A 20,500-nucleotide genomic window follows, 5' to 3' on the forward strand; every position below is an offset into this window, starting at 1 on the left:
TCCTTACTTGAGCGACCACTGCGGGCCGTCGGGGGTGTCGGTGACGTCGATGCCGGCCTCGGCGAGGCGGTCGCGAACGGCGTCGGCGGTGGCCCAGTCCTTGTCGGCCCGGGCGTTGGTGCGGCGGTTCAGTTCCGCCTGGATGAGTACGTCGAGTGCGTGGGTGGTGGCTTCGTCGTCGCCGTCGGCGGCGCCGGCCCACTGGTCGGAGAAGGGGTCGATGCCCAGCACGCCGGTCATGGCGCGCACGGCCTCGGCGATCTGGGCGACCTTCGCCGTGTCCCTGGCCGCCAGCGCCGAGTTTCCGGCGCGGACGGCGTTGTGGATCTCAGCGAGGGCGCGCGGGACGGCGATGTCGTCGTCCATGGCGGCCTCGAACTCCGCGGTCCACATGCCGGCGGGCACCTCGCCGACGAGGTCGGCGGCCCGGTTGAGGAAGTCCTCGATCCGGCGGTAGCCGGCCGCGGCCTCCTCCAGTGCGGGCAGCGAGTACTCCAGCACACTGCGATAATGCGCCGACCCGAGATAATACCGCAGTTCCACCGGACGAACGACTTTCAGCAGCTCCGGGACGGAGAGGACGTTGCCCAGGGACTTGGACATCTTCTCGCCGGCCATGGTCACCCAGTGGTTGTGCATCCAGTAGTTGGCGAACCCGTCGCCGGCCGCGTGGGCCTGGGCGATCTCGTTCTCGTGGTGCGGGAACTGCAGGTCCAGGCCGCCGCCGTGGATGTCGAAGGAGCCGCCGAGGTACCAGGTCGCCATGGCGGAGCACTCGAGGTGCCAGCCGGGGCGGCCCTCGCCCCAGGGGGTCGGCCAGGTCGGCTCGCCCGGCTTGGCGGCCTTCCACAGGGCGAAGTCCTGGGGGCTTCTCTTACCGCGGGAATCCGCAGGATTCTCGCCCTGCTCCATCTCCTCGACCCGGTTGCCGGAGAGCGAGCCGTAGTCGGAGCCCTCCGCCTGCGCCCAGGCCGTGACGTCGAAGTAGACCGAGCCCCCGGACTCGTAGGCGAAGCCGGCGTCCATGATGCGCTGGATGTAGGTGACCATCTGCGTCATGTGGCCGGTCGCGCGCGGCTCCGTCGACGGCGGCAGGACGCCGAGCATGTCGTAGGCCTTCGTGAACTCCCGCTCGTAGGTGGCCACCCACTCCCACCAGGGCCGGTCGTTGGCGGCGGCCTTGGTCAGGATCTTGTCGTCGATGTCGGTGACGTTGCGGACGAACGCGACGTCATAGCCGGTGGCGAGCAGCCAGCGACGCAGGATGTCGAAGGCCACGCCGGAACGCAGGTGGCCGATGTGCGGCTGGGCCTGCGGGGTGGCACCACACAGGTAGATCGAGGCATGCCCTTCACGGAGAGGGACGAAGTCACGGGTCGACCGGGTCGCGGTGTCATAGATTCGTAGGCTCACGCGCCCAAGTCTACCCAGACGGCCCGCCGCGTTTCCGACGGCCGGGTGCGCCGCACGCAGTGCTCGGCACCCGTGATGACCTCGGCGCGCAGGCCCCCGGCCCGGACGGCCTCCGCGCCGCGGGCGCCGAGGATGCACGTCATCCCGGTGCCGGTGAGCACGTGCGCGTCCACCCCGGAGGCCACGAGCTTGTCGACGCTGGCCGCCACCCCGCGCCCCGCCGAGACAATCCCGGTTTCCACGAACTCGCGCTGCACCTGCGTCCGGCCGGCGGCCCAGGCGGCGGTCTCCACGAAGGACCAGCCCTGGGCCAGCTGGCGGGCCAGGGCGGCGGGCAGGTCGGCGAGGTCCTCGTCGATGGAGCGGGCCCGCGCCCGGCCGATGCGCGCGGTCTGCGCCGGCGGCCGGTCCACCCAGGCCGGGTCCTCGAGGATGAGCCGGGAGACCAGCTCGGGACGGGCGATCGCGGCCTCGGTGGCCACGGCGCCGCCCATGGAGTGGCCCCACACCACGGGACGGTCGAGGCCCTCGAGGACCGTGATGAGGTCATCCCGCAACTGCGCGAAGGGGTTGCCCGCCAGCCCGGAACGGGTGAAGCGCGGGGAATGCCCGTGGCCGCGCTGGTCGACGGCGATTACGTGGTGGGTGGCAGACAGGGCGTCGACAAGCTCGGCGAAGCCGGCCGCGCAGTCGCCGACGCCGTGCACCAGCAGAATCTGCGGGGCGCGCGGGTCGCCGGCGGTGATTCGCGCGAGCATCTAGTCCTCGATCGGGCGCATGTCCGGGCCCATCCAGGACGGGCGCAGCTCCTCGCGGTGACGGTAGTACTCGCGCTCGCGGAGCATGGAGGCGGCGGACTCGTCGACGATGACGGTGGCCTTGTCGGCCAGCTGGAGCATGGAGGCCGGAATCGAGGTGGTGATCGGGCCTTCGACCAGGGAATGCACGGCGTAGGCCTTGTTCTCGCCGGTGGCCAGCAGCACGAGGTGGTCGGCGTCGAGGATGGTGCCCAGGCCCTGGGTGATGGCGTGGGTGGGGACGTCCTCGACGTCGTCCTGGAAGAAGCGGGCGTTGTCGCGGATGGTCTGCGGGTGCAGCGTCTCGACGCGGGTACGGCCGCGCAGCGGGGAACCCGGCTCGTTGAAGCCGATGTGGCCGTTGGAGCCGATGCCCAGGATCTGGACGTCGATGCCGCCGGCGGCCTTGATGGCGGCGTCGTAGCGCTCGGCGGCCTTCCATGGCCGGGGGTCCATGCCGTCCGGGGAGTTCACGGCGTCGTCGGCGATGTCGATGTGCGCGGTGAAGTTGTCGCGGATGAAACGGTAGTAGGACTCCTGGTGCTCGCGTGGCAGGCCGATGTACTCGTCCAGGCAGAACGCCGTCAGTCCCGCGAAGCTCAGCCCCTCCTCGCGGTGGCGGCGGATGAGCTCGCGGTACGTGGCCACCGGGGTGGAGCCGGTGGCCAGTCCCAGCACGCAGGAACGGTCGGGGTTCTGGTTCGTCTTGCGGACGTAGGCGGCGACGATGTCGGCGGCGGCGTCGGCCACCTCGGCAGGGGTGTCACGGATGAGGATTTCCATGCGCCCCAGCTTAAACCCCGGGCCTACGCCTGATACACAAGCGCCGTGGCCACGGCGGCGCGCCCCTCACCCGAACCGGTGAAGCCCATGTGGTCGGTGGTGGTCGCGGACAGGCTCACCGGGGCGCCGAGGACGGCGCTGAGGTGGGCCTCCGCCTCGGCGCGGCGGGGGCCGAACTTCGGGGTCTGGCCCACGAGCTGGGCGGCGGCGTTGCCGATGGTGAAGCCGTGGGCGTCGAGGTGCTCCCGCACCTCGCGCAGCAGGCGCTCCCCGGCGACCCCGTCGTACTCCGGCCGGCCGACGCCGACGAAGGAGCCCAGGTCACCGAGGTTGGCCGCGGAGAGGAGGGCGTCGACGAGCGCGTGGGCGACGACGTCGCCGTCGGAGTGCCCCTCGCAGCCGTCGACCCCCTCCCACAGCAGGCCGGCGAGCCAGCAGGGTTTGCCCGCCTCGATCTGGTGGGCGTCGAAGGCGATTCCGGTGCGTGGGATGATCATGTGGAAGGGACCTCGAATACTGTCGGTTCGGCTTCGTCGACGATCGTGCGCGCCAGCGTCATGTCGATCGGGGTGGTGACCTTGAAGGCCATCGGATCGCCCTGCACGCAGGTGACGGACGCGCCGAACCACTCCATCAGGGAGGCGTCGTCGGTGGCCACGAACCCCGGATCCGCGGCGGCGAAGTAGGCCTCGTTGGCCGCGCGCAGACCGGCCAGGTCGAAGCCCTGCGGGGTCTGCACCGCCCGGAGGCTGGCCCGCTCGGGCGTGTCGACGACGGCGTCCCCGTCGACGCGTTTGATGGTGTCGGCGACGGGCACCACCGGGATGACGGCGGGCGCGCCGGCCAGGACGGCCCGGGCGACACGCGCTATCAGTCCGGGCGGGGTCAGCGCGCGGGCGGAGTCGTGGATGAGGACGACGGCGTCCTCGTCAGTGATGGACCGCAGACCGGCCCACACGGAATCGGCGCGTTCTCCCCCGCCGTGCACGAGCCGGACGGGGATTTCGGCGTCGAGAAGCCCCCGCTTCCCGAGCAGCTCCCGGGCGTAACCGTCCATGTCCGGGCTGACCAGCACGATGACCTCGTCGACCACCGCGGAATTGATCATCGCGGTGACGGAACGCTCCACCAGGCTGCGCCCCCGCAGGGTGACGAAGGCCTTCGGGATCTGCCCGCCGAGACGGGTGCCCTTGCCGGCGGCCGCGACGAGCCCGATCACGCGCCTGGACATTTAATCCTCGTCGTCGAAGCTCAGGTCGTCCAGGTCGACGTCGTCGAGGTCCTCGCCGTCCCTGGCGACGCCGCCCTTCTCCGGGTCGGCGGCGTGACGGGCGATCATCTCGGCCATGTCCTTCTCGAACTGCTCGGCCTTCTTCTCGTCCACCGGCTGCGCCAGCGCCAGCTCACCGACGAGGATGTGGCGGGCCTTGCCCAGCATGCGCTTCTCGCCGGCGGACAGGCCCTTGGCCTCCTCACGACGCCACAGGTCGCGCACGACCTCGGCGACCTTGTTGATGTCGCCCGAGGCCAGCCGCTCCTGGTTGGCCTTGTAACGCCGCGACCAGTTGCCGGCCTCCTCGACGTCGACCTCACGCAGCACCGAGAAGACCTTGTTCAGGCCGTCCTCGCCGACGACGTCACGCACACCGACGTGGTCGGCGTTCTTCGTGGCGACCCGGACAGTCAGATCAGACTGGAGAATACGCAGGACGAGAAACTCGATTTCCTCCCCGTTGATCTCCCGGTACTCCTTACCGGTGATCTTCGCGGCACCGTGGTGCGGGTAGACCACGATTTCGTCGACCTTGTATTCCATTCCCACTCCTTCAGCCCGCCACAACGTGGGCAGGCGAGCTCCGGTTGACCTTGCATGCGTCCGCACAACCCGACGTCCGCCCCCGACCGGTTCACGACCGGCAGCCTCCGGCCAGGGGTGACGGCATCGGACAGACAATTAGGTGTGCCATTCTACCATGGCACCCACCAGCGCATTCCGGCGACCGGCCGGGGCCGGTGCCCCAACCGAAGGTTTGACCCCTCCACCCCCCGCAAAACTGTGAGCCTTTCGGGGAAATCGCGCCGTACGTCCAGATGTAACTAAGGTGAGTCCGGATACCCTATGACTTTCGTTAGTTCTGGAGGACAACCCGTGAAGTCCCTGACGTCGGCCGCTCGCCGCGGTGGCATCATCACCGTCGCCGCTGTTTCCACCCTGGCCCTGACCGCGTGCTCCGCAGGTCAGATCACCCAGACCTCGTCGAAGGTGGTTGCCGTCGACGGTGCCACCGCCCACAGCGAGAACGACGAAGTCTCCGTCCTGGATGTCACCGTCCTGCTCAACGACCAGACCGGCGACGCCGCCCTGAAGTTCACCGCCACCAACCAGGACCCCTCCCTGGCCGAGCACACCCTCGAATCGGTCTCCGTGGACGGCCAGAATGTCCAGATCAGCGCCGGGCCGATCGCCCACAACTGCACGCTCGTCGCCGACTCCCAGGAGAACATCGACGCCATGCCGGATCCGGAGGGCACCTCCTCCTGCACCCAGCAGATCGCCACCCCGATCGAGAACCAGGACTTCGCCTACGGCGGCCAGGTCCCGGTCGAGTTCGTCTTCGACACCGGTGCCCTTCAGGTCCAGGCCCCCGTCTCCGCCCAGCACGTGCCGTCCGGCCAGGTCGAGCGCGACTACGGCCAGGGCACCGAGGAAGAGCAGCACTAACCTCCTCCCCGACACCACCCGGTCCCGCACCGGGTGGTGTCGTGTTTTCCGGGGTGCCCGGCTTCGGGTGCCGGCGTGGTGGGGCCCGGTTTCGCGGCGCCGGGCCGCACTCTGACCGCCCCGGATTCCCGGGCGAAACCGCTGCTGAGGGCCGTGTCGGGGTGGTGGCCTAGAGTAATGCCCCATGGCGAAGAAGCAGCGAAGCATCCACACCTGTTCGGAGTGCGGTTACGCCTCCCCGAAGTGGCTGGGCAGGTGCCCGGACTGCGGTTCCTGGGGCACCCTGCAGGAGTCCGCCGCGCCCACGGCCGCCCGCGGCGGCAGCGCGGCCACCGCGGCGCTGACGGGTGCGGTGCCCAGGGGCCTGACCCCGACCGCCCCGGCGCAGCCGATCACGAAGATCGACGCCTCGACGGCCACGTCGGTTCCCTCGGGCATCCGCGAGCTGGACCGGGTGCTGGGCCGGGGCGTGGTCCCGGGCTCGGTGGTGCTGATGGCGGGCGAGCCGGGCGTGGGCAAGTCCACGCTGCTGCTGGAGGTCGCCTCCAAGTGGGCGGCGCAGGAGCGCACCGCCCTCTACGTCACCGCCGAAGAGTCCGCCGGGCAGGTCCGCGCCCGCGCCGAACGCACCGGTGCGCTGCATGACACCCTCTACCTGGCGGCGGAATCGAACCTCGACGTCATCTTCGGCCATGTCGAGCAGCTCAAGCCCTCGCTGATCATCATCGACTCGGTGCAGACGATGCACGCGGCGGGCGTGGAGGGCGTGGCCGGCGGCGTCGCCCAGTCCCGCGCCGTCACCGCGGCGCTGACCACGCTGGCCAAGACGACGGGCATCCCCATCCTGCTGGTCGGCCACGTCACCAAGGACGGCAACGTCGCCGGTCCGCGCGTGCTGGAGCACCTGGTGGACGTCGTCCTCAACTTCGAGGGGGACCGCCAGACGAGCCTGCGCATGCTGCGCGGCATCAAGAACCGCTTCGGCGCCACCGATGAGGTGGGCTGTTTCGAGCAGACAGCGGAGGGCATCCGGGAGGTGCCGGATCCGTCCGGGCTCTTCCTCTCCCACCGGGGCCGGACCCCGGACGGCTCGGCGGTGACGGTGGCCATGGACGGGGTGCGCCCGCTGCTGGCGGAGGTCCAGGCGCTGACGGTGGATCCGGTGGCGAAGAATCCGCGCCGGGTGGTCACCGGCCTGGACGTCAACCGCGTGCCGATGGTGCTGGCGGTGCTGCAGGCCCGGGCCGGGCAGCGCACCAATGACAAGGACGCCTACCTGGCCACGGTCGGCGGCATGAAGATTCAGGAGACGGCGACGGACCTGGCGGTGGCGCTGGCCACGTGGTCTTCGCTGCACGAGCGCCCGTTGCCGCCGAAGACCGTCGTCATCGGCGAGGTCGGTCTGGCCGGTGAGCTGAGGCGGGTCCCCAACCTGACCCGTCGCCTCAGCGAGGCCGCCCGGTTGGGCTACGAGCACGCCGTCGTCCCGGCCGGGGAGAAACTGTCGGTCGAGGGCATGCGGGTGTCGCAGTGCGCCACGCTGGCGGAGGCGATCACCGCGGTGGACGGGCGCCGTTCCTAGGCCGGGAAAAGGATGTCGCCGGCCTCCCCCGAGTGAGGCCGGCGACGGCGCCTGCGGACACAGGCGGCCTAGAAGTAGGAGATGACCTGGCCGATCAGGGCGTCGACGGCCGGAATCGGGTTGAGGATGCCGGTGAGGCGGCCGAAGGTGTAGGCGCCGAGGGAGCTCAGGCCGGTGGAGACGGAGGACAGGGCGAGAGAAATCAGGGTGGAACTCATGGGGTGCTCCTTGGATTGAGTGAGGTGGTTGCGCGGGATGGGTTACCGCCCTCTCAGGCTAGGAAAGGTCCGCAGCCTTCGCCCAGCAAACACACATGTTGACCACCTGGCCATGCGTTCGGATACCCCCGCCGGTCACAACCGCCCCGCGAGTAGCATTGCTTAACTATGAAGGAACCCGAGCCCCCCGCCTCCTGCCCGACCCTCGAGGAGACGCTGCAGCAGCTCGCTCCGGGCACCCCGCTGCGTGACGCGCTCGAGCGCATCCAGCGCGGCCGCACCGGTGCGCTGATCGTCATCGGGGACGGTCCGGAGGTCACTCAGCTGACCGACGGCGGCATCGAGTTCGACGTGGCCTTCGCCCCCACCCTGCTGCGGGAGCTGTCCAAGATGGACGGCGCGGTCGTGCTCTCCGACGACGCGACCCGGATCCGCCGGGCGAACGTCCAGATGATGCCCTCCCCCGTCTACCCGACCTCCGAGTCCGGCACCCGCCACCGCTCCGCCGAGCGCACCGCGCTGCAGACCGGGCGCCCGGTGATCGCGGTGAGCCAGTCGATGAACATCATCACCCTCTACGTGGACGGCCGGCGCCACGTGCTCGAGGAGCCGACGACGATCATGACCCGCGCCAACCAGGCCATCAGCATCATGGAGCGCTACCGCACCCGCCTGGACGCGGCGAACCAGCGCCTCTTCGCCTCGGAGGTGGGCAACTACGCCACGGTCAACGCGGTGGTCTCGGTGCTGCGCCGGGAGTTCCTGCTCAAGCGGGTCGGCCTGGATCTGGACCGGGACGTGCTCGGCCTGGGCACCGACGGCCGGCAAATCTCCCTGCAGCTCAACGAATTGCGCGGCGACAACGACCGCGAGATCGAGATGCTGCTGCGCGACTATGTCGTGGCCGACGGGGTCCCCGACGATGAGAAGATCCGGCAGGTCCTGGCCACCCTCGACGAGCTCTCCGACGAGGACCTCCTCAGCTCCAGCGTGGTCGCCCGCCAGCTGGGCCTGCCCGCCACGGAGGAGGCGCTGACCCAGTGGATCCTGCCCCGCGGTTACCGGGCGCTCTCGCGGATCCCGCGTGTCCAGATGTTTCTCATGGACAAGATCGTCGGCCATTTCGGTGACGTGCAGACCCTGCTCAGGGCCTCGGAGGAGGACATCGCGAACGTCGAGAACGTCGGCGCGCTGTGGGCACGGCACGTCAGCGAGGGGCTGGAGCGCGTGCGCCGATAAGCGGGCTCAGGCCAGGTTGAAGGTGTGCGCCGGCGAGGGGTTGTCGCCCACGACGGCGTGCAGGAAGTAGCTGCCGCTCGGCACGGCCGGCCGGGAGTTGCACTGGCCCGGCGCGGAGACGCGGCGGGACCAGACGGCCTCGAAGTAGCGCTCGGAGCCGGACTCGAAGGTCTGCTCGCCGGACTCGACCGGCTCGAAGCAGTCGGTGTCGGACCAGATGCGCTCATTGGTGGCCAGGTCGTAGACCTCGAAGCGCAGGGACGCCTCGTCCAGGTCGATCTCGCAGTCGGCGGCGGTGGGGTTGGCGACAGTCATGTAGAAGGTCGGCTGCGCCTCGGCGGGGTAGGTCGCCTGGTCGCTGGAGGCGGTGATGAGGAGGTCGCTGAGCTCGCAGGAGGTGCGGCTCCGGTCGACCGCGGTGGAGGGCTTCGCCGCTTCCGACTCCGGGGCGTCCGGGTAGGGCGACTCCTCCTCCTCGTTGGCCGGGGCCTTCTTCTCCGTCTCCTCCGGTGTGGCGGAGGTGGAGGCGGGAGTGGCGGAGGAGGTGGTCTCCTCCGGGGTGGAGGTCTCCGGGGCGGCGATCGAGGTCGTCTGCTCGGCCGCCACGGTGCCGGCGCCGGGGTCCTGCTGCGCGGTCTCCCCGTCGCCGCCGATGGCGGTCAGCAGCCAGATCAGCAGCCCGACGACGAGCACGATGACGACCACCGCGGCCGCACGGCGGCGCTGGTAGTACTTCTCCGGGAGTCGGTTCGGGCTGCGCTTGGTCACGCATCCAAGTCTAGGGCGAACCCGCGGTCCGGATCTGCAAGGTGGCTTGGGCGTGTCCTCTTCAAAGCAGCTCGGGACCGACGTCGATGCCGTGGCCGGCGACGGCCTCGACCAGGCCGTCCTCGAGGAGGTAGCGGGCGGCGACGACGCCGACCTCGCCGCTGGTGACCTTGGAACGCAGTCTCGGCATCCGCTGCATCAGTTGACTGGCGACCTCGGCGGCGTGGCGGCGCTCGAACTCGAAGACCTCCTTCTTGCCCTCCGCCCGCGCCATGAGGATGGAGGGGGAGACGCGCTCGACGAGGACGCGGCGGTGGTCGTCGGGGATGCTGCCGGCCTCGAGGGCGTTGACGCTGGCGGCGACGGCGCCGCAGGACTCGTGGCTGAGGACGATGACCAGCGGCACCTCGAGGGCGTTGACCGCGAACGAGATCGAGCCCATGACGGACTCGCCGAGGATCGGGCCGGCGGTGCGGACGACGAAGACGTCACCGAGGCCGGCGTCGAAGATCAGCTCGACGGGCACCCGGGAGTCGGAGCAGGCGATGATGACGGCGCTGGGGTTCTGGCCGCCGGTGAGCTGGGAGCGTCGGGCCTCGTCGAGGTGCGGGTGGCTCGAGGTGCCGCTGGCGAATCGGCGGTTGCCGGCGATGAGCTGGTCCCACGCTTGTTGGGGGGTGAGGGTGCTGGGGTTCTCGGTTTCCATGGGGATTATTCAATCATGGCTTTGATTGCCGGCGCGATAGACTATGCCGTTTATGAGCACCCTTGACACCGACCCCCTGCTCCCCTGGTTCCGGGAAAGCGCCCGTGACCTGCCGTGGCGGGAGCCCGGCACCAGCGCGTGGGGGATCCTGCTCAGTGAGGTGATGAGCCACCAGACGCCGGTCGCCCGTGTGGCCCCGATCTGGCTGGAGTGGATGCAGCGGTGGCCGACCCCGGCGGATTTCGCCGCCGCCGGCCGTGACGAGGTGCTGCGCGCCTGGGGCAAGCTGGGGTATCCGCGCCGGGCGCTGCGGCTGCACGAGTGCGCCGGGGTGATCGTCGAGAAGCATGGCGGTCGGGTCCCCGCCGAGGTTGAGGAACTGCTGGCGCTGCCGGGCATCGGCGACTACACCGCCCGCGCGGTCGCCTGCTTCCACTTCGGCCGGAACGTTCCGGTGGTCGATACCAACGTCCGCCGCGTCTACGAGCGGGCGGTGGAGGGCAATTTCCTGCAGCCGCCGGCGTCGAAAAGCGAGCTGGCGAAGGTCGCGGCGGTGCTGCCCGAGGACGGCACCGGCCCCACCGTCTCCGCGGCGCTGATGGAGCTGGGCGCGCTGGTGTGTGTGGCCCGTGCCCCGCGTTGCGGGCAGTGCCCGCTTGTCGACGCCTGCGCCTGGCAGCGCGCCGGCCGACCCGAGCCCGCGGCCGCCGAGCTGGCGAAGGCGAAGTCACGGGTGCAGAAATTCGCCGGCACCGACCGTCAGGTGCGGGGGCTGATCATGGACGTGCTGCGCGGTGCGGAGGCCCCGGTGGCGAAATCGGCCATCGACGTGGTCTGGCCGGATGAGGCGCAGCGCTCCCGCGCGCTGTTCTCCCTGCTGGCGGACGGGCTGGCGGAGCAGGACGAGGCCGGCTACTTCCACCTGCCGCGGTAGTTGAGCCCGCCCGGCAGCTTCACCCACACCCCGCCGCGGGAGTTGATCGTCAACGGCCCGACCTTCGTCGAGGCCGAGGCGCCGGACCTGGAGAAGTTCAGCCAGCTGTTCTTGCCGATCTTCTTGCGCTCACGGAAATAGATGCCCATCGTCGATTCTCCTTGCTCGGCCGGATTGCTGTGATTCCAGTCTATCGGGCTGCCCGCACGCCTAGAGTGGCTGACATGTCGCCCCGGAGGTTACGCCCGCCGCTTGCCGCCCTGCTGCTCCTCGCCGTCATGCCCGCCACGGCCGGGGCCCAGGACATTCTGGCCGAGCCGGCCGAGCCCGGCGCCGTGTACGCCCCCGCTGAGCCCGCGACGCTGGTCGAGGGGGCGCGCTGGGCCGCGGCCGCCCCCACCGCCCCGCTCTTCTACGACGCGGCCGATTCCTTCTACCTGCCGCCCGCGGAACTGCCGGACGGTCCCGGCCAGCTCATCCGCACCCAGCCCGCCCCGCACCTGCTCAACCTCGCGGGTCCGGACTTCCCCGGCCACGCCTACAAGATCCTCTACACCTCCACCACGATACACGGCACCCCGGTGGCGGCCTCCGGCTTCGTCATCGAACCCGCCCGCCGGTGGACCGGGACCGGCCCGACGCCCACCCTCGTCTTCGCCCCGGGCACCCGGGGCGCCGGCGACGCCTGCGCCCCCTCCCGGGGCCCCTGGCTGACCGGGCTCCCCTCCCCAGTCACCGAGCGGGCGAACCCCAACTACGAGCTCGCCTACTACTACGCGGCCGCGCTCTACGGGATGCGGGTGGTGGTCACCGACTACATCGGGCTGGGCACGCCGGGGGTCCACACCTACGTCAACAGCGTCGAGCAGGCCCATGCGGTGCTCGACGCGGCCCGCGCGGTCGCCCCGGCGGGCGAGCCCGTCGGCTTCTCCGGCTACTCCCAGGGCGGCGGGGCCGCGGCGGCCGCGGCGGAACTGGCCGCCGGCTACGCCCCCGAGCTCGACGTCAAGGGCACCTACGCCGGCGCCGCCCCCGCCGACCTCGGCGCGGTGATGGAGGCCATCGACGGCTCCGCCCTGACCGGGGTGCTGGGCTACGCCATCGCCGGTTTCGCCGCCCGCGATACCGCCGCGGCCGCCGAGGTCGACACGATCCTCACCCCGGCGGGCCAGGAGTTCGTGCGCGCAAACGTCACCGCCTGCGTCCAGGACAGCCGGCGCGCCTGGGGAGGGCAGGACACCCGCCCGCTGACCACGACCGGACAGCGACTGTCCGAGGCCATCGCCTCCCTGCCCGCCGTGCGCCGCCTCCTCGCCGAGCAGAAGCTGGGCCGCCGCCCGCCGAGCGCTCCGATACTGCTCACCAGCGTGGAACACGACGAGATCGTCCCCGCCGGGCAGGTGCGCCAGCTGGGCCGGGACTACTGCGCCACGGGCGCGCCGGTCTTCTACCGGAGCAGCGACACCCCGCCGCTGTCCACCAGCCGCCACGCCTACGGGCTGCTCGCCGACCAGCCCGGGGCCCTGAACTACCTGATGGACCGCTTCAACGGCGTCCCCGCGCCGGTCAACTGCGGGACGTTCTAGGACGCGGCCGGTCCGGAGGTGCCGGATCGTGCCCGGCCCGGAGCGGGCGCCGCCAGTCGGCTAGCGCGATTCCGCCGCCGCCGGGTCGCCGGCGGCCGCCAGGTTCTCCTCGCGGGAACGCAGGTAGTTGGCGATGGCCAGCCGGTTGACCGCCGAGCGGCTGACGACGCCCACCAGGCGGTCGCCGTTGGCGCCGTCGGTGACCGGCACCTTCTTGATGTTCTTGTCCGACAGGGCCACCACCGCGTCGGTGATCGACGCGTCCGCGTCAATGGTCAGCACCTCGCGGGTGGCCAGGGCCATGACGTTGAGCTCCCCCAGATCCGACATGGCCTGGCCCAGGTCATCGTCGGCGCCGACGGCGAAAGAATAGATCGAGGCGGAGGAGGGGTGCGTCGCCGCCAGATAGCGCATCACGTCGCCGTCGGAGAGGAAGCCGGCGAGTGAACCGTCGGGGTGGAGGATCGGCGCGCCGGAGATGCCTCGCTTAGCGAAGGTCTGCAGTGCAGAGAGCACGGTCTGCCCCGACCGCAGGGCGTAGACGTCGGTCTTCATGATCGACTGGACGCTGTACTCCGGGTGGCCGAGGGCCTCGGAGGGGGCCTGCGTGCGGGTGCGGTAGGCGACGACCGCGAGAATGACGCCGATGATCGAGGTGGCCACGACCAACAGGACGGCGGCGCGGAAACCGGCCAGCAGCGAATCGAACTCGCCGGCGCCCGCCCCCAGGGACGCGGCGCTGACGGCGCCGTAGAACCCGGCGGCCAGTGCCGTGCCGACGCAGCCCGCAATCTGGAAACCGGCGGAAATGACGGTGACGCCGTGCGGGCTGGTCTCGCGGTCCAGGCTGGACAGCGCGAAGGTCTGGGACGGGCCGATGACGAACGAGGTCGCCAGCACGGCCGGGATGTAGAGCACCGCGAACAGCCAGATCAGGTCGGTGCCGGCGACCCAGCCGACCAGCGTGACGAAGACGGCCATGACCAGGTAGCCCAGCGGAATGGACCAGCGGCCGCCGTGGCGGTCGAAGAGCTGCCCGGCGATCGGGCCCATGACGACGGTCAGCAGAATGCCCGGCGCCAGCGCCAGCGACGCACCCATCGGCGCCATGTCGTGGCCGCCCTGGAGGAACAGCGGGATGGTGACGTTCATCGCGAAGACGAAGACCAGGCCGAGCATGGTCATCAGCGCGCCCAGGACGAAGGAGCGGTTCTGGAAGGGGCGCAGGTCAAGCAGCGGGTTGTCGATGCGGCGCTGCCGGATGACGAACAGCCACAGCGCGGCAAGACCGACGAGGATGGCGGCCACCGCCCAGAGCAGCGAACCGCTGAAGGCGGTGGAGACGCCGTAGAGGACGCCGACCAGGCCGGCCGCGACCAGGATGAAGGACAGGGCGTCGATGCTCGGGCGGCCGAGTTCCGCGACGTTGCGCAGCACGACGGCGGCCGCGACCAGCACGAGCAGGCAGAGCAGGCCGAACACCCACATCAGCACCGACCAGTGCGCGAAGGAGAGCAGCACGCCGGAGAGCACGATGGCCAGCGACGGGCCGAGCGTGGTCATGGCGGCCATGATGCCCATGTTCAGGCCCAGCTTCTCGCGGGGCGAGACGGCCAGGGTGACGTTCATGCCGATCGGCGTGAGCAGGCCGGTGCCGACGGCCTGCAGCAGACGGCCGATCAGCAGGACCGTGAAGTTCGGGGCCAGGGCGCCGACCACGGAGCCCAACACCATGACGGCCAGGACCGCGACCATCAGCGGCCGGGTGGAGAAGCGGTGGTAGAGGACGTTGGCGACCGGGACGAACACGGCCGCCACCAGCAGGTAGGCGGTGGTGAGCCACTGGACGGTGTTCACGTCGACGCCGAAGTCCGCCATGATGGGGGTGAAGGCGACGTTGAGGAATGTTTCGTTGAAGGTGGCGAGAAACGCTGCCGCGGCTGCGACAGCGATCATCCCGCCGACGCGTCCCTGGGGACGCTCGGGTGCGTGGGAGGTCATCGGTCTTTCTTCTGATACGACGGAGGTCCGACTGCTCTTTCGTGCCGTATCGGAGAAATGACCTCCACGTGTCGTGTCAACGAGAGCCGGTGGCCGGTGGGCCGGATATGGACCGTAGCAGATCGACATTCCGCCCGCTATTCATGCCGCCGGCGGCGCAGCGCTGCGCGCCCCGCAGAAATCAGAACGACATCGCCCGGTGGCGGGCCGTCGCCGGCTCCTCCCCCAGCGGCACCGTGAGCTCGACGTAGCCGGGCTCGTCGACGCGCCACGGCGCCCCCGGGTAGAACATCACCGGATCATCGTTGCGCAGGACCCGTTTGTGGACGTGCCCGAAGGCCCACGCCCGGTAACCGAGGGCCGTCAGCCGGGCGGGCTGGGCGGGCAGGGAGACCGAGGTGTCCGCGAACCCGTCCAGGCTGGTGTGCAGGAGCCCCACCGTCGGCCGGACGGGCGCCGGGAACTGATCGACGATCTCGCGCCCGTCCCGGTCCTGGGCGACACTGGCGCCGACGACGTCCAGCTCCCCCAGCGGGAACACCGCCGGGGTGTCCGGGGCGACCCACAGGCCCGGAATCTCCGGGACCCGGGCGCTCATTCCGGCGGCCAGGTCATGGTTTCCCCACACCAGCGCGACCGGGAGTCGGCCGGCGGCGGCGGTGAGCAGGTCGATTCCCGCCCGCAGGTTCTGGTCGCGCTCCTGCCCGGCGCGCCGGTCGAAGAGGTCACCGGTGATGAGCAGGGCCCGGCAGCCGGTCTCGACGGCGGCGGCGACGACCCGGCCCACCCACGCGGTGACCTCGTCGCGGTGGCAACGCTCCCGGGGCCTGCCGAGGTGGGTGTCGCCGATTACCGCCAGTCGTACCGAGTTGTTCATCCCGGTCAGTCTAGCGGCCGGAAACACGCCGACTCCCCCGGGCGTGGCCCGGGGGAGTCGGTCGGACTCAGAAACTAGTTCTGCGGCTGGGAGGCGCCGCCGGCAGCGGGCCCCTCACCCTCGTCGCCGGCCGGGGACTCCGGCAGGACGTCCGGGGTGACGGTGACGGACTCCGTGTCGGGGGCCTCGACGTCGCGGACGGACTCGACGGCCTCCGGGGAGATCTCCGAGAAGGCGCCCTCCGGCAGCGGCTTCGGACGCGGGGTGAAGGTGAACTTGGCCTTGTCCGTGTCCTTGGCCTCGCCGTCCCAGCCCTCGACGTCGACGGTGACGATCTCACCGGCGCCGAGCTCGCCGTAGAGGATCTTCTCCGACATGACGTCCTCGATCTCGCGCTGGATGGTGCGACGCAGCGGGCGGGCGCCCAGGACCGGGTCGAAGCCGCGCTTGGCCAGCAGGTTCTTGGCGTTCTCGGTGAGCTCGATGCCCATGTCCTGATCCGCCAGCGCCTTGGCGACGCGGCCGACCAGCAGGTCGACCATCTCGACGATCTGCTCCTGGGTGAGCTGGTGGAAGACCACGATCTCGTCGATGCGGTTGAGGAACTCCGGCCGGAAGTGCTTCTTCAGCTCGTCGTTGACCTTGTTCTTCATCCGCTCGTACTGCGCGTCGGAATCGGTCGCGTTCGAACCGGAGAAGCCCAGGCCGACCGCCTTGGAGATGTCCTGGGTGCCGAGGTTGGAGGTGAAGATCAGGACCGTGTTCTTGAAGTCTACGACCTTGCCCTGGCCGTCGGTGAGGCGGCCCTCCTCGAGCACCTGGAGCAGGGTGTTGTAGATCTCCTTGTGGGCCTTCTCGATCTCGTCGAAGAGCACCACGGAGAAGGGCTTGCGGCGGACCTTCTCGGTCAGCTGGCCGCCCTCCTCGTAGCCGACGTATCCCGGAGGGGCGCCGAAGAGACGCGAGGCGGTGAAGCGGTCGTGGAACTCGCCCATGTCGATCGAGATCAGCGAGTCCTCGTCGCCGAAGAGGAACTCGGCGAGCGCCTTGGACAGCTCCGTCTTACCGACGCCGGAGGGGCCGGCGAAGATGAAGGAACCGGAGGGACGCTTCGGGTCCTTCAGGCCGGCGCGGGTACGGCGGATGGCGCGGGAGACCGCCTTGACGGCCTCGTCCTGGCCGATGATGCGCTTGTGCAGCTCATCCTCCATGTGGAGCAGGCGGGAGGACTCGTTCTCGGTCAGCTTGAAGACCGGGATGCCGGTCCAGTTGGCCAGCACCTCCGCGATCTTCTCCTCGTCGACCTCGGCGATGTCCTCGAGTTCACCGTTGCGCCACTGCTTCTCCTTCTCGGCGCGCTCCTCGCCCAGCTGGCGCTCCTTGTCGCGCAGGCCGGCGGCCTTCTCGAAGTCCTGCTGGTCGATCGCGGCCTCCTTCTCGCGGCGGACGTCGGCGATACGCTCGTCGACCTCGCGGACGGAGTCCGGGGCGGTCATCCGCTTGATGCGCATGCGGGCGCCGGCCTCATCGAGCAGGTCGACGGCCTTGTCCGGCAGGAAGCGGTCGTTGATGTAGCGATCCGAGAGGTTCGCCGCGGCGGCGAGCGCACCGTCGGTGTAGGAGACGCGGTGGTGCGCCTCGTAGCGGTCGCGCAGGCCCTTGAGGATGGTGATGGTGTCCTCGACGGAGGGCTCGTCGACCTGGACCGGCTGGAAGCGGCGCTCCAGGGCGGCGTCCTTCTCGATGTGCTTGCGGTACTCGTCGAGCGTGGTGGCGCCGATGGTCTGCAGCTCACCGCGGGCCAGCTTGGGCTTGAGCAGCGAGGCGGCGTCGATCGCGCCCTCGGCGGCGCCGGCGCCGACGAGGTTGTGAATCTCGTCGATAAAGAGGATGATGTCGCCGCGCTGGTTGATCTCCTTGAGCACCTTCTTCAGGCGCTCCTCGAAGTCACCGCGGTAGCGGGAACCGGCGACCAGGGAACCCAGGTCCAGCGAGTAGAGCTGCTTGTCCTTGAGGGTTTCCGGGACGTTGCCGTTGACGATGTCCAGGGCCAGGCCCTCGACGACGGCGGTCTTGCCGACGCCCGGCTCACCGATGAGGACCGGGTTGTTCTTGGTGCGGCGCGAGAGCACCTGCATGATGCGCTCGATCTCCTTGCCGCGGCCGACGACCGGATCCAGCTTGCCGTCCTTGGCCGCCTGGGTCAGGTTGCGGCCGAACTGGTCCAGGACCAGCGAGTTGGAACGCTCGCCCTGGTTGCCGCCGCCGCCCGGGCCACGACCGGCGGCGCCGGCGCCGGCACCGGCGCCCGCCCCGAGGGCCGGGCCGCCCTGGGCGCCGGGCTGGCCACCCTCCGGGCTCTGGCCCTGGCCTCCCTCGTAACCGGAGAGCAGCTGGATAACCTGCTGGCGCACGCGCGGCAGGTCAGCGCCGAGCTTGGTCAGCACCTGGGCTGCGACGCCCTCGCCCTCACGGATGAGGCCGAGCAGCAGGAACTCGGTGCCGATGTACTTGTGGCCCATCTGCAGCCCCTCGCGCAGCGAGAGCTCCAGGACCTTCTTGGCGCGCGGGGTAAACGGGATGTGGCCCGTGTGCGGCTGGGTGCCGTGGCCGATGATCTCCTCGACCTCACGGCGCACGTCCTCGAGGTTGATCCCCATGGATTCGAGGGCCTTGGCCGCGACACCCTCGCCCTCGTGGATCAGGCCGAGCAGGATGTGCTCAGTCCCGATGTAGTTGTGGTTGAGCATGCGCGCTTCCTCCTGTGCGAGGACGATGACGCGGCGCGCCCGGTCGGTGAACCGTTCGAACATGTGGGACCCCCTACGGCCGTTGCTAATTTTCGTTACTGCCCACCTTAACGTCAGCGGGGGCGTTTCCATTCGACTTTGTGTTCGCCACTTTCCCGTTTTCCACGGTTTATGCAGGTCAAGACCATGTACGCCGGTAGCGAACAGGGGAAATGGCGCCGGCCCCCGCTTGTCGACGCCCGCCGCAGGAAACGGGACAGGCCCCACCCGGTGAGGGGTGGGGCCTGTCGGCTGTTCAAGTCACCGGCCTCCGGGGAGGCGGTGTGCTGAGAATCCGGTGTTAGCCGGAGTGCTCAACCTAGAACGGCAGGGTGATGTTCAGAGCCGGGAGTGCCAGGCCGATGGCGGCGAGGATGGCGGCGATGACGGCGACGATGCCGAAGACGCCGGCGTTGTCACCGGAGGACAGCTCAGCGTCGACGGAGGAAGCGGAGGAGTCGTTGCCAGACGGAGCCGGTGCCGGGGTCTCCTTGCCGTCCTCGATGGCGGCGAGCAGGGCCAGCAGGACGTCGATCTGACGCTGTGCGGCGTCAGCGGCGGCCTGGTCGGCGGCGGCCTGGTTGGCTGCGGCCTGCTCGACGAGCTCAGCCTTGACCAGATCAGTGACGTCGATGACGGAGACGGAGGCACCAGCGGCGACAGCAGCGACGGCGGTCTCAACAGCGCCAGCGACGGTGATCAGGGCACCCTCGTACTCCTCGGAGTTAAGGTCCCACTCACCGGTCAGCAGCGGGTTCTCGGCGGCAGCGAGGTAGTTCTGGAAGCCGGTCAGGTAGGTGTCCAGACCCTGCAGGGTGTTGCGCTGGGAGACGGCCTCGGTGAACTCGGCCTGACGAACCAGAACGTTGACGTCGAGGGCCGCTTCGCGGGTGGCCTCGAAGGCGGGGACAGTGGCGGTGACGGCGGCCTCAGCGGCAACGAACTCGTTCAGGATGCCCTGGAAGAAGGCCTGGCGGGCCTCGTGTGCCGCCTTCTCCTCCAGGTTAACCTCGCCGGCCGGCCCAGTGTACACGTCGGCGTAATCGGTGGTTGCCAGGTCCTGGATGGTCTCCAGCGCGGCGTCGGTGTACACGCCGTTCTCCTGCCCGGTGAGGTTCCGGAAGGCCACCAGCGCATCATCGTAGGTGGCGTTCTCGCCGATCTGGCGGCCCGGGAGCTCGAGGGTCACGTCCGGGTACAGGGCTGCGACAACCTCGGAGAGGGTCTGACCGGTGAAGGTGTTGCCGTCCAGGGTGTAGGTGCGGTCGGCCTCGTAGAGCACGTCCTCGAGCTCGATGACGGCGTCACGGTAGGCGGCGCGAGCGGCGGTGTAGGCCTCAACCTTGCCCTCCGCGTCAGCGACGGCGGCCTCTGCAGCAGCGACGTTGGTGCGGGCGTTCTCGAGGGACGCGCGGACCTCAGCCTGAAGGGCGACGACGTCGGCGGCCTCGACCTCAAGGTCACCGGAGAAGACGTCATCGCGGTTGGTGACGACGTCGCCGTAGGTGCCGGAGGCGGCGATGGCGGCGATCTCGTCCTGGACCTGCTCGTTGGAAGCCTCGAGGTTGGCCTCGACGGTGGCCTCGGTCTGGACGGTCTGCGCGAATGCCGGGGTGGCGACGACGGTGCCGGAGATGCCGGTGGCCAGAGCAGCGATGCCGGCGATAGCGGCGGTGCGGATGCGATTCTTGAACATGCGAATGTTCTCCTCAGAGAATTGAGAGTGAAGATTAAGGATGTGCACTAGAGGCGCGTATGCCCCTGCTAGTTAGCAACAAACGGTGACGCAGACGCGAACTTCGCGCCCACTTCTCGTGTTTGGCGCTGTTGGTCTAGCAGCCTGTCGCTGCGTCCGATGCTAAACCAACTCTGAAGGTAGTGCCAGTTGGTTTCCAGAAAGCGTTCCGTTCGCTGCCAGGCTGTCCGTTTCCGTACTGAACGCTGAAAGCGGCCCCATCCAGCGCTTTCTGTGCGGAAAATTTCTCGAAACGAGATGGGAAAGTCACCGAAACTGCCCCCATCGAGGGGTGATCCCACTCTCGACCGGCGGCGACCTACACTACCCGCGGACGGAAAAAGCGCAGT

Annotated in this window: 19 protein-coding genes; 5 read left to right on the plus strand and 14 right to left on the minus strand. The window is 69.7% G+C overall.

Annotated features, from left to right (window positions below; translation table 11 throughout):
- Positions 1–3: 3 nt before the first annotated feature.
- Genes cysS through CGUA_RS11515 form a run of 6 tightly spaced genes read right to left on the minus strand, consistent with a single transcriptional unit; the run spans position 4 to position 4,809 of the window.
- Positions 4–1,413: a cysteine--tRNA ligase gene (cysS, locus tag CGUA_RS11490; protein ID WP_290195780.1), complete on the minus strand. Its 1,410-nt coding sequence runs from the start codon at positions 1,411–1,413 to the stop codon at positions 4–6.
- Positions 1,410–2,171, minus strand: coding sequence for an alpha/beta fold hydrolase (locus CGUA_RS11495; RefSeq protein ID WP_290195781.1), 762 nt, complete (start codon positions 2,169–2,171; stop codon positions 1,410–1,412). Before CGUA_RS11495 ends, cysS begins: the two co-directional genes overlap by 4 nt.
- Positions 2,172–2,993: a glucosamine-6-phosphate deaminase gene (nagB, locus tag CGUA_RS11500; RefSeq protein WP_290195782.1), complete on the minus strand. Its 822-nt coding sequence runs from the start codon at positions 2,991–2,993 to the stop codon at positions 2,172–2,174. It lies immediately after the preceding gene.
- Between the two features lie 23 nt (positions 2,994–3,016).
- Entirely contained in the window at positions 3,017–3,490 is a 474-nt protein-coding gene (gene ispF, locus CGUA_RS11505) for a 2-C-methyl-D-erythritol 2,4-cyclodiphosphate synthase (RefSeq protein WP_290195783.1), read from the minus strand.
- The gene (ispD, locus tag CGUA_RS11510) at positions 3,487–4,224 is read right to left on the minus strand and encodes a 2-C-methyl-D-erythritol 4-phosphate cytidylyltransferase (RefSeq protein WP_290195784.1); all 738 of its coding nucleotides are present in this window, start codon (positions 4,222–4,224) and stop codon (positions 3,487–3,489) included. The genes ispF and ispD overlap by 4 nt, the downstream gene beginning before the upstream one ends.
- On the minus strand, positions 4,225–4,809 hold the full coding sequence (locus CGUA_RS11515; protein WP_290195785.1) for a CarD family transcriptional regulator: 585 nt from the start codon (positions 4,807–4,809) through the stop codon (positions 4,225–4,227).
- A 303-nt stretch (positions 4,810–5,112) separates the two neighbouring features.
- Between CGUA_RS11515 and CGUA_RS11520 the strand changes: the two genes are divergently transcribed.
- On the plus strand, positions 5,113–5,715 hold the full coding sequence (locus CGUA_RS11520) for a hypothetical protein (RefSeq protein ID WP_290195786.1): 603 nt from the start codon (positions 5,113–5,115) through the stop codon (positions 5,713–5,715).
- Positions 5,716–5,899: 184 nt separating this feature from the next.
- Entirely contained in the window at positions 5,900–7,297 is a 1,398-nt protein-coding gene (gene radA, locus CGUA_RS11525) for a DNA repair protein RadA (RefSeq protein ID WP_290195787.1), read from the plus strand.
- Positions 7,298–7,365: 68 nt separating this feature from the next.
- Here the strand turns inward: radA and CGUA_RS11530 are convergent, their stop codons facing one another.
- The gene (locus tag CGUA_RS11530; RefSeq protein ID WP_290195789.1) at positions 7,366–7,515 is read right to left on the minus strand and encodes a hypothetical protein; all 150 of its coding nucleotides are present in this window, start codon (positions 7,513–7,515) and stop codon (positions 7,366–7,368) included.
- Positions 7,516–7,683: 168 nt separating this feature from the next.
- Here CGUA_RS11530 and disA point away from each other — a divergent pair, with 168 nt between their 5' ends.
- Complete coding sequence (gene disA, locus CGUA_RS11535; RefSeq protein WP_290195791.1) at positions 7,684–8,754, plus strand: DNA integrity scanning diadenylate cyclase DisA; 1,071 nt, start codon at positions 7,684–7,686, stop codon at positions 8,752–8,754.
- 6 nt (positions 8,755–8,760) lie between these two features.
- Here disA and CGUA_RS11540 read toward each other — a convergent pair whose 3' ends face one another.
- Positions 8,761–9,522, minus strand: coding sequence for a hypothetical protein (locus CGUA_RS11540; protein WP_290195792.1), 762 nt, complete (start codon positions 9,520–9,522; stop codon positions 8,761–8,763).
- A 61-nt stretch (positions 9,523–9,583) separates the two neighbouring features.
- Positions 9,584–10,228: a carbonic anhydrase gene (locus CGUA_RS11545; RefSeq protein WP_290195795.1), complete on the minus strand. Its 645-nt coding sequence runs from the start codon at positions 10,226–10,228 to the stop codon at positions 9,584–9,586.
- 52 nt (positions 10,229–10,280) lie between these two features.
- Between CGUA_RS11545 and CGUA_RS11550 the strand changes: the two genes are divergently transcribed.
- A complete protein-coding gene (locus tag CGUA_RS11550) occupies positions 10,281–11,162 on the plus strand; it encodes an HhH-GPD family protein (RefSeq protein WP_290195797.1) in 882 nt (293 codons plus the stop codon).
- On the opposite strand, the gene CGUA_RS11555 is transcribed toward CGUA_RS11550, so the two are convergent.
- A complete protein-coding gene (locus tag CGUA_RS11555) occupies positions 11,141–11,311 on the minus strand; it encodes a DUF4236 domain-containing protein (RefSeq protein WP_290195800.1) in 171 nt (56 codons plus the stop codon). The two genes, CGUA_RS11550 and CGUA_RS11555, sit on opposite strands and share 22 nt — an antisense overlap.
- A gap of 75 nt (positions 11,312–11,386) precedes the next feature.
- Here CGUA_RS11555 and CGUA_RS11560 point away from each other — a divergent pair, with 75 nt between their 5' ends.
- The gene (locus tag CGUA_RS11560) at positions 11,387–12,748 is read left to right on the plus strand and encodes a lipase family protein (RefSeq protein ID WP_290195802.1); all 1,362 of its coding nucleotides are present in this window, start codon (positions 11,387–11,389) and stop codon (positions 12,746–12,748) included.
- A 60-nt stretch (positions 12,749–12,808) separates the two neighbouring features.
- Here CGUA_RS11560 and CGUA_RS11565 read toward each other — a convergent pair whose 3' ends face one another.
- The 4 genes from CGUA_RS11565 to CGUA_RS11580 form a co-directional block, all read right to left on the minus strand.
- Complete coding sequence (locus tag CGUA_RS11565; RefSeq protein WP_290195804.1) at positions 12,809–14,749, minus strand: MFS transporter; 1,941 nt, start codon at positions 14,747–14,749, stop codon at positions 12,809–12,811.
- Positions 14,750–14,930: 181 nt separating this feature from the next.
- Positions 14,931–15,626 carry a metallophosphoesterase family protein gene (locus CGUA_RS11570; RefSeq protein ID WP_290195807.1) on the minus strand — a complete coding sequence of 232 codons (696 nt, stop codon included), beginning with the start codon at positions 15,624–15,626 and terminating at the stop codon, positions 14,931–14,933.
- Positions 15,627–15,700: 74 nt separating this feature from the next.
- Positions 15,701–18,439: an ATP-dependent Clp protease ATP-binding subunit gene (locus CGUA_RS11575; RefSeq protein WP_290195809.1), complete on the minus strand. Its 2,739-nt coding sequence runs from the start codon at positions 18,437–18,439 to the stop codon at positions 15,701–15,703.
- 295 nt (positions 18,440–18,734) lie between these two features.
- Positions 18,735–20,111, minus strand: coding sequence for a hypothetical protein (locus CGUA_RS11580; RefSeq protein ID WP_290195811.1), 1,377 nt, complete (start codon positions 20,109–20,111; stop codon positions 18,735–18,737).
- Positions 20,112–20,500: the final 389 nt, after the last annotated feature.

It is taken from the genome of Corynebacterium guangdongense (assembly GCF_030408915.1).
Taxonomy (GTDB): domain Bacteria; phylum Actinomycetota; class Actinomycetes; order Mycobacteriales; family Mycobacteriaceae; genus Corynebacterium; species Corynebacterium guangdongense.